Source organism: Pseudalgibacter alginicilyticus, assembly GCF_001310225.1.
GTDB classification, from domain to species: Bacteria; Bacteroidota; Bacteroidia; order Flavobacteriales; family Flavobacteriaceae; genus Pseudalgibacter; species Pseudalgibacter alginicilyticus.
The window spans coordinates 2,113,499-2,127,183 of the sequence record NZ_CP012898.1; the positions used below are offsets into that span (position 1 = coordinate 2,113,499).

The 13,685-nt window shown below is 30.9% G+C and carries 11 protein-coding genes; 6 read left to right on the top strand and 5 right to left on the bottom strand.

Features of this window, described 5'->3' with window-relative positions; all coding sequences use genetic code 11:
• Positions 1 to 37 precede the first annotated feature (37 nt).
• The 5 genes from APS56_RS08870 (at position 38) to lspA (ending at position 5,389) form a co-directional block, all read left to right on the top strand.
• The gene (locus tag APS56_RS08870) at positions 38 to 598 is read left to right on the top strand and encodes a sugar O-acetyltransferase (protein ID WP_054727300.1); all 561 of its coding nucleotides are present in this window, start codon (positions 38 to 40) and stop codon (positions 596 to 598) included.
• Between the two features lie 284 nt (positions 599 to 882).
• Complete coding sequence (locus APS56_RS08875; protein WP_157757638.1) at positions 883 to 2,067, top strand: helix-turn-helix transcriptional regulator; 1,185 nt, start codon at positions 883 to 885, stop codon at positions 2,065 to 2,067.
• 309 nt (positions 2,068 to 2,376) lie between these two features.
• Positions 2,377 to 3,735 (top strand): BspA family leucine-rich repeat surface protein, encoded by a 1,359-nt coding sequence (locus APS56_RS08880; RefSeq protein WP_054727304.1) that lies wholly within the window; start codon positions 2,377 to 2,379, stop codon positions 3,733 to 3,735.
• A gap of 262 nt (positions 3,736 to 3,997) precedes the next feature.
• The gene (gene fabD / locus APS56_RS08885) at positions 3,998 to 4,891 is read left to right on the top strand and encodes an ACP S-malonyltransferase (RefSeq protein WP_054727305.1); all 894 of its coding nucleotides are present in this window, start codon (positions 3,998 to 4,000) and stop codon (positions 4,889 to 4,891) included.
• Positions 4,892 to 5,389 carry a signal peptidase II gene (gene lspA / locus APS56_RS08890; protein WP_054727307.1) on the top strand — a complete coding sequence of 166 codons (498 nt, stop codon included), beginning with the start codon at positions 4,892 to 4,894 and terminating at the stop codon, positions 5,387 to 5,389.
• A gap of 38 nt (positions 5,390 to 5,427) precedes the next feature.
• Here the strand turns inward: lspA and galE are convergent, their stop codons facing one another.
• Both galE and APS56_RS08900 read right to left on the bottom strand, forming a co-directional pair.
• A complete protein-coding gene (gene galE / locus APS56_RS08895) occupies positions 5,428 to 6,453 on the bottom strand; it encodes a UDP-glucose 4-epimerase GalE (RefSeq protein WP_054727309.1) in 1,026 nt (341 codons plus the stop codon).
• A complete protein-coding gene (locus APS56_RS08900; protein WP_054727311.1) occupies positions 6,446 to 7,579 on the bottom strand; it encodes a DegT/DnrJ/EryC1/StrS family aminotransferase in 1,134 nt (377 codons plus the stop codon). The genes galE and APS56_RS08900 overlap by 8 nt, the downstream gene beginning before the upstream one ends.
• A gap of 155 nt (positions 7,580 to 7,734) precedes the next feature.
• On the opposite strand from APS56_RS08900, the gene APS56_RS08905 reads away from it, so the two are divergent.
• The gene (locus APS56_RS08905) at positions 7,735 to 8,973 is read left to right on the top strand and encodes a 3-deoxy-D-manno-octulosonic acid transferase (protein WP_054727314.1); all 1,239 of its coding nucleotides are present in this window, start codon (positions 7,735 to 7,737) and stop codon (positions 8,971 to 8,973) included.
• Between the two features lie 138 nt (positions 8,974 to 9,111).
• On the opposite strand, the gene APS56_RS08910 is transcribed toward APS56_RS08905, so the two are convergent.
• Genes APS56_RS08910 through APS56_RS08920 form a run of 3 tightly spaced genes read right to left on the bottom strand, consistent with a single transcriptional unit; the run spans position 9,112 to position 13,522 of the window.
• Positions 9,112 to 10,416 (bottom strand): fibronectin type III domain-containing protein, encoded by a 1,305-nt coding sequence (locus APS56_RS08910; RefSeq protein WP_157757639.1) that lies wholly within the window; start codon positions 10,414 to 10,416, stop codon positions 9,112 to 9,114.
• 4 nt (positions 10,417 to 10,420) lie between these two features.
• Positions 10,421 to 11,959 carry a glutamate racemase gene (locus APS56_RS08915; protein WP_054727318.1) on the bottom strand — a complete coding sequence of 513 codons (1,539 nt, stop codon included), beginning with the start codon at positions 11,957 to 11,959 and terminating at the stop codon, positions 10,421 to 10,423.
• Positions 11,960 to 11,962: 3 nt separating this feature from the next.
• Complete coding sequence (locus APS56_RS08920) at positions 11,963 to 13,522, bottom strand: N-acyl-D-amino-acid deacylase family protein (protein ID WP_054727320.1); 1,560 nt, start codon at positions 13,520 to 13,522, stop codon at positions 11,963 to 11,965.
• Between the last annotated feature and the right edge of the window lie 163 nt (positions 13,523 to 13,685).

Sequence of the window (13,685 nt, forward strand, 5' to 3'; positions counted from 1 at the left end):
TTTCATTTATTGAAACCTCATTAATTATTTGATTTTTATGACTGAAAAAGAAAAAATGATTGCGGGCGAATTATACAATCCTGACGACAAAACTCTTGTTGAAGACAGGCATCAAACAAGACGCTATTTAAATAAAATAAACACACTAAGTGTTGACGAAAAAACAGCACGTGACAAAATATTTGAACAACTAATTCCGAATGCTGGAGAAAAATTATACATCGAACCTCCTTTTTATTGTGACTATGGTTATAATATTAAAACAGGAAAAAATGTGTATATGAATTTTAACTGTTGCATCTTAGATGTATCAACAGTTACCATAGGCGATAATTGCATGTTTGGACCCAATGTTCAAATTTACACCGCCACGCATCCCTTAGAATTTAAAGCTAGAAATAGCGGTAAAGAATTTGCTAAACCAATTATTATTGGCAAAAATGTTTGGATAGGTGGTAATGCCACCCTTTGCCCAGGTGTTATTATTGGAGACAATGTGGTAATTGGCGCAGGTGCCGTAGTTACTAAAAGCTTTGCGGATAATGTTTTTATAGCAGGAAATCCTGCTAAAATCATAAAAAATATAACTAATACTTAATTAAAAACAAAAAGCCTCAAGCAATTACTATAATATTGAAGAATTTTAATAGTTTTATTAGCTTAAAACGTCAGGAAAGTTAAATCACGAATTAAGAAAAAATTATTCACGGTTTTACTAAATTCCATTCTTTTTATATAATTATTTTGCGTTTATTTTTAAAAAAAAGGCTTATTGTTAAACTCAATTTGTAGTCAATCATTAAGATTTTAGAATGAACCAAATTGATAGTTAATAGACCACAAATTAAATATAATTTTCATCAAATTTGAAATTATAATCATTTGAACAACATTCTTCTTATCATCGCTGTTTTTGGTTTTGTTTTAACCATAAATCTATTTGCAAGAAAAAGGACTAATCTATCTATTCTATTTTTAGCACTCTTTTATCTTATATATTCTATATATGCAGTCCAAAATTATATTATAACAGCTAATTTAATTAGTAACTTTAAATGGTTTTATGTTTGGCCACTGCCTATTTACAACCTGATAGCAGTGCCTATGTATTTTTATTTTGTAAGCACCATTAATAACGGGTTTAAATGGAAATGGTTCTATTTAATTTTATTCGTTCCTTTTGTGTTGGGAATTATAGATACTATTATAATTTACACAAGTCCTAAAGCCGTTTATGATGCTTTATTAGAACTGGCAATAACAAATCCTATTAAAAGATTTCATGCTAAATACGGTCTACTATATTTAAGTCAGCACTATATAATAAGGCACATATGGCAATTTTTAGCTGTCATAACATTATTTCCTTTGATGCTAAATTTTATTCGCTCTAACAAATCAAAAGAAAATGCCAAACTTATTCTGATACGTTGGCTAATTATTTTATATGCTTTAATGTTTTTAATGTCAATTTTAACCTGTATTCATGCTATTGAGAGAGCATTTGATATTGGTATTCTTTCACTTTTACAAGACAATGCAACATTGATAAATATTTCATTTTATATCGTTTTGTTTTTAATAGCCATCATACCTATTTCGTTTCCCTCTATTTTATATAGTAATTTGAACATTACAGCGCCTAACACCTCCATAGCTAATACTGTTACCCCACCAAATACAAGTAACAACTCGATAAAAGAACCAAAATACGGACTCAATATAGAAGATATAAGAAGTAAATTAGACCTTATTATTAAACAAGACCTGTTTTCTGACCCCAATTTTGACTTAAACAAATGTGCTCAAGAATTAGGTATTCCAACACATCAGGTTTCGCATTTTTTAAAGCAACATATGAACTTAAGTTTTTCTTCTTATAGAAATATGCTTAGAATAGAAAAAGCAAAACGTTTAATTAAAAATGATTATTTAAGCTTAAATACTATTGAAGCTTTAGCATTAACTTGTGGCTTTGCAAACAGAAGCTCGTTCAGTAAAGTATTTAAAAAATTAACAGATTTTAGTCCAGGTGCTTATTTAGAATCACTTCAAAACAACAGTTAATTTTAGCTTTATTTGAGTTACTAAGCGTCTTTTTGTGTTCAAATTTAATTTAAACACATATCCAGCCACAATAAAACCATATGTTTTTAAAAAGTAAATGACTCGAACCCCTCTTACTTATAAACTCCTAAAAACAAATACTTAATACCTCGTATTTGTTTAATCACCTAAATCAAACTACCCTTTGCAATAGTGTCCAAATAAGATTTGGACACACTTCCACGACAGCCAACAAATGTATTTCGACGATGTTTTATGTAGTTTTGTCGATATGTAATCATTTAAATCAACCTGTAACCCTAAATCATTATGAAAAAAACTACCCTATTTTTATTTACAATCTGTTTATTTGCTGTCGCAAATTTAGCAGCACAAACCGAATTTATTACCACCTGGAAAACAGATAACCCAGGATTCTCATCAAATACTTCAGTTAAGATTTCTATAAACCCAGATTTTTCCTATAACTATAATGTAGATTGGGAAAATGATGGTATTATAGACGATACAAATGTTACAGGAAGCATTACACACGATTATGGCACAACAGGCACCTATACCGTTGTTATTACAGGTGTTTTTCCCAGTTTGCAGTTTAGAGATACTTCTAGTCATGATAACAATAAATTATTATCCGTAGAGCAATGGGGCACAAATCAATGGCTCTCTATGAATAGAGGTTTTTTAGGTTGTGAAAATGTAGTATTTAATGCATCCGATTCACCTGATTTATCTTTAGTAACGGATATGTCTTACATGTTCAATGGTGCTAAAACTTTTAATTCCCCCTTAAACAATTGGGATGTGAGCAGTGTAACCAATATGAAGAGTATATTCTACGGAGCTGAAGATTTCGACCAACCCTTATACAATTGGAATGTAAGCAATGTAACCAATATGAGCGGTGTGTTTAGTACAACTAAATACTTTAATCAAGATATTAGCAGTTGGAATGTGAGCAATGTAATGGACATGAGCGGTATGTTTACTAACGCTAAAAGCTTTAATGGAGATATTAGTAATTGGAATGTAAGCAATGTAACTAGTATGTCTTCAATGTTTTTTTATGCAACTGATTTCAACCAAAACATTAGTAATTGGAACATAAGTAATGTTACTAACATAGGTTATATGTTCTATTTAGCTACTTCTTTTGACCAAAACCTGGGGGATTGGGACATTAGTAGTGTAACAAATATGGGCTCAATGTTTAAAAGTGCAGGCCTATCAACCGCAAATTACGACAACACTTTAATTGGTTGGAATACTTTAGATACAGGAGAAACTCAAATACCAACAGGTATTACATTTAATGGTGGGAATAGTAAGTATTGTAATGGAGAAGCTGCCAGAACAAGCCTTAATTCTACCTATAACTGGACCTTTACAGATGGTGGTAAAAATTCAGGTTGCACAACCTTAAGTGCTCAGAATTTTAATACAGAAACCCTATCATTATTCCCTAACCCTGTAAAATCAAGCTTTACAATTAGAGGGCTAAACGATGTTAATAATATACAAATTGTAAACCTACAAGGACAACTGGTACAAGAGGTGATAAATTACAAGACACAATCTATAGCTATAGATACTTTAGCTAACGGCATGTATTTTGTAAATATTAACACACCTAATGGAAGCCATACAATAAAAATAATAAAAGAATAAATAACTTCTTAATATTGGGATTTTAAGAAGAAGTGTTGATTAGGGATGTTTATTAAAATATCCCTTTTCTAAGAAAATTATAATCAAATTGACCATAATAATTTATCATATAAAGACGGCCTTATTGCCGTCTTTATATATTTTCAGAACGTTATAAAAGCTGCTCCTAAAAAAGACAACCCTTATATTTTGACATTTTTTTTAATCACCTTTCTAAGACAATAATTATTCCTATTTTTGCCTCAATTAAACTGAAGACATTATGAAAGCATATATTTTCCCAGGTCAAGGTGCACAATTTCCTGGAATGGGTTTAGACCTTTATGAAAACTCTTCTTTAGCTAAAGAATTATTTGATAAAGCTAATGAAATTTTAGGTTTCAAGATTACAGATACTATGTTTGAAGGTACTGCAGAAGCTCTAAAAGAAACCAAAGTAACACAACCTGCTATTTTTTTACACTCAGTCGTTTTAGCAAAAACATTGGGAGCTAGCTTCAAACCGGATATGGTAGCGGGGCATTCCTTAGGAGAATTTTCTGCATTGGTAGCCGCTGGAGCATTAACTTTTGAAGATGGTTTAAAATTAGTATCACAACGTGCTTTAGCCATGCAAAAAGCTTGCGAAATAAAACCAAGCACCATGGCAGCCGTATTAGGATTAGAAGATGCTAAAGTAGAAGAAGTATGTGCTTCTATTAATGGCATTGTTGTGGCAGCAAATTACAACTGCCCAGGACAATTGGTAATTTCTGGAGAAATTGAAGCTATAAACAAAGCTTGTGAGGCTTTAAAACAAGCGGGAGCACGTCGTGCATTAGTCTTACCAGTTGGAGGCGCATTCCACTCACCATTAATGGAACCTGCTCGCGAGGAATTAGCTACAGCTATCAAAAACACCACTTTTAACAAGCCTAATTGCCCTATTTATCAAAATGTAACTGCTAATGCAGTTATTGATGAATCTGAAATAAAATCCAATTTAATATCTCAATTAACTGCTCCTGTAAGATGGACACAATCTGTACAACAAATGATTGCAGATGGGGCTACATTATTTACTGAGGTAGGTCCAGGAAATGTTTTACAAGGCTTGGTAAAGAAAATTAATAGAGAGGCACAAACTGCTTCTGCAACTTTTGAAAGCACTAAATAGATGACATTATCAAAACGTTCCATTTACATTATTTCAGTTGTTATCCTAACTATAGCTCTTGATCAAATTTCTAAATTCTGGGTACGCATAAATGTTGCTGCTGGTAGTCAATCTGAAATTATTGGTCAGTTTTTCACCCTTCATAATGTAGAAAACGAAGGTGCGTTTTTAGGTATGGGGAGTGAATTAAATGAAACTCTAAGAGTTATTTTATTACTTATATTACCTATAGTTGTTTTAGGCTTTGTACTACGTTATATTTTCAAAGATAAGACTTTAGACAATTGGTCTATTTTTGCTTTTTCCAGCATAATTGGTGGCGGATTAGGCAATGTTTATGACCGAATTATATATGGATCAGTAACAGACTTTTGGCATATTGATTTAGGAGGTCCATTAAGAACTGGCATTTTTAACATGGCCGATTTATCTGTTACAACTGGTATGATTATTTTAGTTTTTGTCAGTTTTAAAAAGAAAAAAAAGGTTGCTAAATAAATTTAGCAACCTTTTCATAAATATATTTTGAAGCTAATTTATTCTGTAGCTCTCACCTTCTGTTCCCATTTCCAAGCTGAACGCATAGCATCATCAAGAGACAGTTTTGTTTTCCATCCTAATTCATTATTTGCTTTATTTGTATCTGCAAATGCTGAGATAATATCGCCTTCTCTTCTGCCAACTATTTTATAATTCAGTTTTTTACCTGAAACTTTTTCAAAAGATTTTACAACTTCTAAAACCGAACTTCCTGTACCTGTCCCTAAATTAAACGTTTCATAATTCGCTTTATTTTTATTTTGAAGTAATCGTCCTAAAGCCACTACATGTGCTTTAGCCAAATCCACCACATGAATATAGTCACGAATACAAGTACCATCTGGCGTTGGGTAATCATCACCAAAAACAGACAATTCTTTACGTAAACCAATAGCTGTTTGCGTAATAAAAGGCACTAAATTTTGGGGCACTCCAATAGGCAATTCGCCAATTTCAACAGACTCATGAGCTCCTACTGGATTAAAATAGCGTAAAGCAATAGCTTTTAATGTTGGAACAACCTTACAGGTATCTCTAATAATTTCTTCCCCTATTTGTTTAGTATTACCATAAGGAGATTCTGCTTGTTTAACCGGAGCATTTTCTGTTATTGGCAATTCATCTGCTTGCCCATAAACTGTACAAGATGAACTAAAAATAAATGCTGCAGATGGTAATTTTTTTAATTCTTTTAGAATATAAATCAAAGTTCCAATATTGTTTTCGTAGTACAACAAAGGTTCATTTACACTTTCACCAACTGCTTTACTAGCAGCAAAATGAATAACACCTTTTATGTCGTTATGTTTTTCAAAAAAGGTTTCTACACCAACTTTATCTTTTAAATCTAACTTTTCAAAAAGTGGTTTTTTTCCAGTAATAGCGGTAATACCATCCAAAACTTTTATTGATGAATTTGATAAATCATCAATAATAACCACCTCGTAGCCTTCATTTTGTAATTCTACAACCGTATGCGAACCAATAAAGCCTAAACCTCCTGTAACTAATATTTTATCCATTTATAAATTTTATAATTGTTGATGTAATAAATTCTATTTGATCGTCCTCCAATTCTGTATGCATAGGCAATGAGATTACTTCTTTTACCAATTGATTGGTAACTTCAAAGTCAGACTCTTTATACCTTGCATCCAAATACGCCTTTTGTTTATGAAGCGGTATTGGATAATACACCCCACATGGAATGTTTTTTTCACTCAAATGTTTTACAAGAGCATCTCTATCAACTCCTTTTATTTTTAAAGTATATTGATGAAAAACATGACTATCTTCTAATCCATTTCTAAAAGGCACTACAATATTATCAATATCTTTAAAAGCTGCATCATATTTATTTGCTGCATATAACCTTGCTTGATTATAACTGTCTAAACGTTTTAATTTAGCATCTAAAACAGCTGCTTGAATGCTATCCAAACGCGAATTAACCCCAACTACATCGTGATGATAGCGTTCATACATACCATGATTTACAATACCTCTAATGGTATGTGCCAAAGCATCATCATTGGTAAAGATAGCTCCTCCATCTCCATAACATCCTAAATTTTTAGATGGAAAAAATGACGTTGCACCTACATTCCCAATAGTTCCAGCTTTAACTTTAGAACCATCTTTGTAAGTATAATTAGCTCCAATAGCTTGTGCATTGTCTTCTATAACATATAAATTATGAGTTTTAGCTAACTCTAATATTGCTTCCATGTTAGCACATTGTCCAAATAAATGTACAGGTACTATCGCTTTGGTTTTTGATGTTATAGCTTTTTTTACAGCTTCAATATTAATATTGAAATCATCTAAATTTACATCCACTAACACAGGTGTTAGTTGTAATAAAGCAATAACTTCTACTGTAGCAGCAAAAGTAAAATCAGCTGTGATAACCTCATCGCCAGGCTTTAACCCCAAACCCATCATTGCAATTTGCAAAGCATCGGTACCATTGGCACAAGGTATTACGTGTTTTACGTCAAGATAAGTTTCTAAGTTTTTCTGAAATTCATGAACTTTGGGTCCATTAATAAAGGTGGTGGTTTCAATAACGTTTTGTATAGAGTTATTTACTTCATCTTTAATGTCGTTATATTGACCTTTTAGGTCAACCATTTGGATTTTTTTCATCTAAAAAGTTTACAGACTATATATAAATCAACAAATTTAATAGTCATATTTAATGAATAATGTGACAGATTTTTGAGTAACAAATTTACGAAATTAGCTGACGCTAACCAATGAAATTATATGAAAGAAATGTATTTTAGCAACAAATAAAAAAGTTGGATATTATTTATAACATTGGCATTAAGGCAACACAACTTGCTTTAAAATGTACAGCTCTTTTCAATCAAAAAATAAATCTTGGTGTTAAAGGGCGTGCAAATACATTTCATAATTTAAAAAAAAACATTAAGACGACCGATCAAACACTTTGGTTTCATTGTGCGTCTTTAGGAGAATATGAGCAAGGACTCCCTGTATTCAAGAAACTTAGAGAGTACTATATCACACACAAAATTATACTCAGTTTTTTTTCACCCTCAGGTTATGAAATTCGAAAAAACAGTCCTATTGCAGATATTGTAGTGTACCTTCCTATAGACACCAAAACAAATGCTCAACGTTTCTTAAACATTGTCAATCCTGAACTGACTGTTTTTGTTAAGTATGATATCTGGCCTAATTTTTTAAACGAACTAAAAACAAGACAGTTACGAGCTATTTTAATTTCTGCAGCCTTTAGAAAAAACCAAATTTATTTTCAATTGTATGGGAAACCACTAAGAAAAGCTTTATTTGCTTTTGAACATATATTTACTCAAAATGAAGGCTCAAAAACATTATTAGAATCTATCAATTACACACGGGTAACTGTTAGTGGAGATACTCGTTTTGATCGTGTTTTTAGTCAGTTAGAAATGGACAACACTTTAAATTTTATTGATGAATTTAAAGACAATAAAACTTGTATTGTTTCAGGAAGCACATGGCCTGAAGACGAAAATTTGTTTATAGATTTTATAAACTCTCCAGCTTCCAAAAACGTGAAATTTATTATTGCTCCACATACTGTTAAAGCTAATCAAATTCAAAGTTTACAAGAAAAGCTGAATACCGAAGTTGTTTTATTTTCAAATAAGGACAAGAAGAACTTAAAACACGCTCAAGTATTTATCTTAGATACTATTGGTCTTCTTACTAAAGTATACAAGTATGCCGATATTGCCTATGTTGGTGGTGCTATGGGAAATACTGGACTACACAATACATTAGAGCCGGCCGTATTTGGGGTTCCAATAATTATTGGTAATCACTATGAAAAGTTTCCAGAGGCAAAAGCTCTCATAGAAAACGGTGGGATGTTTTCTATTTCAAACCAAATTGAATTCAATCATATTTTAAGTATTTTAATTGAAAATCAAGAAAACAGGCAACAGTTAGGTCTAAAAAACTTAACATATATTAAAAATAATAAAGGAGCGGTTGTCCAAATATTAGATTACTTATTAAAATTATAATTTCTTTTTTTAAATTAATAGCTAAAAAAACCGCCAATGGCGGTTTTTTTAGCTATTATATCTCACGAAATAAACTTTAAGGTTTATTAAACGGTATGTGCTACATCAAAGCATAAAAAATAAGATAATGAATGCCTTTTAAAAAACTCTTTTCAGAGCTTCACTCATTTTTTTCCATCCAGTGACATCATTTCTTAATTTAGTTCTTTCTTGTTCTATATGAATAAAACGACCTGTAGTATTAGTTGCAGAAGTACTACATGGATTAGAAGAATTATTCATATATCTACTTTGCGTATTTGTAAATCCAATTAAACGTGACCAATCAGTATCAATATGGGCAATTTTGAAAGTTAAAGTATTATCTTCAACTAAAAGTTCATTTTTTATGAGTGTAGCATAATCTACTGTTGGAGTCTGTCTAGCCCCATTACTCATTATCACATAAGGATCTGTTGATAGCTTAGTAAAACCATGCAATTGTATAAATACCGTATTAGGTAAATCATCTGATACAACCTCAGATGTTCTTTGAAATATGGACTGTACATTATGGGCCATATCTGAAATACGATAAGCTTCGCTGCTAGAATTACAAACCGTTGTTGTTCCAGAACAAGCCGTAAAATTTGAATTGTTACAACGATGTGTTCCACTTAAAAAAACAGCTTTTGCTATATTTTCTCTAAAGCAATATGCGGCTTGTTTACCTGTGTTGGCATCACTTATAACATGCGGAGCCGTTATTACTAAATTCTCTTTAGATGGTGTTTTACTGAATACATAAGTACCCCAATGATTGAATTTTGAAGGCTGTTTTTCAATAATATAAAAAGTTTGATTAGGAGATAATGTGTTATCTGTAAACTCTTTAATTTGATAATCTAACAAAGCAGACATTTCTACTGCTTCAGTAATATTATTGTTTAAAACAGCTTTAACAACTAAATCCCATGTGTCTAACTCAATATCTGTAGGCTCAAAATAATCGTTACCAGAACTACCTGGAACACTATTTATAAAAGTTCCTAAATAAGCTTCAATACTTCCTGATTCATACTTCAATTCTGCATCTACATCTAAAGTCGTTACCGAAACAACATTACTAAAGCTTGATGTATTTCCTGCATTATCTTTTGCTTGTACTTTAAAAGTATAGGTGGTATTAGGTGATAAACTATTAACAGAATATGATGTAGAGGTATTTGACGCTAAATTATTATCATTTTGATAAACAAGATATGTTAACACATTAACATTATCTGTTGATGCGTCCCAAGTTAAATCAACTGTTGTTTCTGTTAGATTTGTTGCCACCAGATTTTTCGGATTTGATGGAGCTTCTGTATCTTCACCTGAAGTTGAGTCATCTCCACCTGAAGAACAGTTTAAAACTGTTAAAAAAGCTAAACCTATTAAGTTCATTTTAAATTTTATACTCATAATTCTATATTTTATTTTCATCACTTAAGTTTTTAGTTTTTGGGTTGTGGCTATTAAAGTTTTGCATTAATTGATATACGTATGGCAATTGTTTTTGAAAACGAGTTAATATGTCATATGAAATGTTTTCGCGACTAAATGGAACTTTTTTCACATACTCTTGAATTTCGTTTGCGTTTCTCCCATATTTATAATCATAAGGAAAACGACCAGATTCATCTAAAACGTTATTAGAATTATCTTTATTAGCAACACTTATATAAAACTCACTATTTTTAATATTACCATTTGGATTAAATAATGATTCGTTTTTTAAATGTGTGTACAACTCATTTGCCGTATTAATTGCTGGGTCTATTAATTTTATATTTTCTATCATGAATTCTCTATATAAAAAATCACCATTATTGTCCTTATAATTATAGAGTTCTTTCAAAACTTTATTAATCTCATCAGTTAAATATGGGTAATGGGTACAACCTAAAATAATTGATTTTAACTGATTAGTTGTTTTTGAAGTTCTTATATTTTCCATTAAGGTAACCAAGTGGTATCGCACATAATTTTCAGGATCATTAATCTGTAAAATAGTACAATCATCTGAATTTACTGTATTGCACAGCATTTTATTGTTATCAAAATCAAAATTATAAATATCTAATAATGTTTTACTTATTTTAAAATCACCATCTAAACTGGGCCCTTTGTATTCTTTTCTATGATTTTTTAAACTTCTATCAAAATAATCAGTATCCTCATCAACAGCTTCTGCAATGCCTATAGCACCTTGAGAAAATATTTCAATATTACCTTTATAACCTAATTCATCTTTAAACTTCACTATAGTATTATGATAGCCTTTAGATGCTACAGTACCCACGGTTGCCATAACCCCTATAATAGCATCTTCATCTTTTTCTATGGTTTCTAAAACCCCTCTTACTCCAGCATCAATAACACCAATAACCTTAATATTAATATTGGCTTTTTTTAAAAAATCTTCAATGCTTTCTTTGCCATATGCTGTGGCCGTATTACAAGCTACTACAATAGCTTTTACTTGTTTTTTATCAGTGTTTACACTAATATCATTGGCATCAGAATAATACTTATTACTTAGCAAAAATTGAGCATCTTTAATAATATGCTCATTTAACAAATCAAGTTTATTTTCTGCAGAATAATTGCCATAAGGCATGTTAGCTTGATCACCTAAATATATAAAAGATTCATTTTCAAAATCAAGAACATCATCTTTTCCTTTTTTGTATGTTTCATTATCGTGTTCATCATAATTTACAATCTCTTTTAAAACAGTTAAACCTCCAATACCAGAATCAAAAACACCGATGGGTAAACTTTTGTCTTTTAAAGGATAGTTCTTAAAATCAATATAAAAAAAACTGTCTTCATTATTAATTATCGTGCTAACAATATTTTCATTTTTTAAATCAGCATTAGCCTTATCTTGCTTAGAAGATTCCTTCTTACACCCAAAAAAAAGTAATAAAACAAAAGAGAGCGATAAAAATTTTTGTGTCATAATCTATATTTTTTTTAATACGTTTCCATTTAATTTATTAGTGTATTCACCTTTTTCAATTGAAAATTTTCCATTTATTATGCTATATTCTAAACCTTCAGATAGTTGAAATGCATCTATATAATTAGCCTTATCTTTGAATGTTTCTGGATTAAAAATAATAATGTCTGCATAGTTATTTTCTACTAATCTTCCTCTATTTGGAATTTTAAAAATATCTGCGGTCTTAGATGAACTCTTATTTATAAAATCCGATAAATTGATTGTTTTACTTCCCTTAACGTATTCATTGTATTTATGAGGAAAAGAACCATATTTTCTTGGGTGGCCTGTATTTCCATCAGACCCAGTAACCACCCAGTCTTTAGTCATAAAATTTTTTATATCATATGGATTCATATTAAATGATGCCACCCTCACATAGCTTGTTCTTAATATTTTAAAAGCAGCTTCCGCTGGTGTTAACTTTAATTCTTCTGATATCTCTAATAAATTTTTGCCTATATAAACAGAATCTGCAGACTTTACAATTAATAACTTTTCTGGCCCGCCTCTGCGGTTAATATTAATAGTAGTTTCCTCTAAAAGACGTTTTTTTAGTTTTGGATTATCGTAACGAATAAATACAGAATCTTTACCTCCACTTTCAGCCCAACGAGGTACCACAGCTGCCCTTAAACCTGTAGCCGAAGCATCGTACGGGTATTGGTTTGCGCTTATATTTATCCCTTCTTTTTGAGCTTTTTCAATACTTTTAATTATAGAATCACTTTGATACCACACATCAACACCTAAACATTTAATATGAGAGATATGTATTGGTAATTTGGCCTGTCTCCCAATTTCTATAGCTTCTTCTATAGCAGGAATCAATCCAATAGTATAAGAACTTTCATCTCGTAAATGCGTGTCGTAAATACCTCCATTTTTAGCAGTTGTTTTTGCTAAAGCTATGACTTCATCAGTATTAGAATAGCTTCCTGGCGAATAAAACAATCCTGTTGATAAGCCAAAAGCACCCTGATCCATTTCCTGTTGTACTAATTTTTGCATTTCTACAATTTCTTGATTGGTAGCTTTTCTATCATTCTTGCCCATGACTTGATTTCTTATAGTTCCATGCCCCACTAACATAACAACATTAGTACCTATTCCTTGAGTTTCATATAAGGTTTTATATTTTTCAGATGGATAGTAACTTGCCCCATCGTTTCCAACAACAACAGTAGTAATACCTTGATACAAAAACGGCTTATTATGTGAATTTTCTACCATTTTTAAATCTCTATCTGCATGTGTATGCGGATCTATAAAACCAGGGCTTACAATTAAACCTTTTGCATCAATAGTTTTTACGGCATTAATAGTTACAAAATTATCATCGCCTATAAAAACTATTTTATCATTTTTTATAGCGATTGAATGATTGGTTGGAATAGTATCAATACCATTGTATACTGTGCCGTTTTCAATTAAAATATCAGCCTCTATATTTTTTTTTGAACACGATAAAAAAATAAGTACAATATTAAATACTACAAAAAATGGTTTTAATTTTTTCATAATTGGATAAAACTAATTTATGATAACAGCTACTTTAATTAAGTTGTACAATGCTAAACATAATCTCGATTATTTACGTGTAATTTTATTTGGTTCCTAACAATTAAAACCTATTCAAAAAACAGTTTTTATTTTATGTAGGTTAAAAAAAAGGAGCTGCTAA

Coding starts and splice junctions, on each gene's coding strand:
- APS56_RS08870 (WP_054727300.1), top strand. CDS start 38: ATGACTGAAAAAGAAAAAATGATTGCGGGCGAATTATACAATCCTGAC.
- APS56_RS08880 (WP_054727304.1), top strand. CDS start 2,377: ATGAAAAAAACTACCCTATTTTTATTTACAATCTGTTTATTTGCTGTC.
- fabD (WP_054727305.1), top strand. CDS start 3,998: ATGAAAGCATATATTTTCCCAGGTCAAGGTGCACAATTTCCTGGAATG.
- lspA (WP_054727307.1), top strand. CDS start 4,892: ATGACATTATCAAAACGTTCCATTTACATTATTTCAGTTGTTATCCTA.
- galE (WP_054727309.1), bottom strand. CDS start 6,453: ATGGATAAAATATTAGTTACAGGAGGTTTAGGCTTTATTGGTTCGCAT.
- APS56_RS08900 (WP_054727311.1), bottom strand. CDS start 7,579: ATGAAAAAAATCCAAATGGTTGACCTAAAAGGTCAATATAACGACATT.
- APS56_RS08910 (WP_157757639.1), bottom strand. CDS start 10,416: ATGAGTATAAAATTTAAAATGAACTTAATAGGTTTAGCTTTTTTAACA.
- APS56_RS08915 (WP_054727318.1), bottom strand. CDS start 11,959: ATGACACAAAAATTTTTATCGCTCTCTTTTGTTTTATTACTTTTTTTT.
- APS56_RS08920 (WP_054727320.1), bottom strand. CDS start 13,522: ATGAAAAAATTAAAACCATTTTTTGTAGTATTTAATATTGTACTTATT.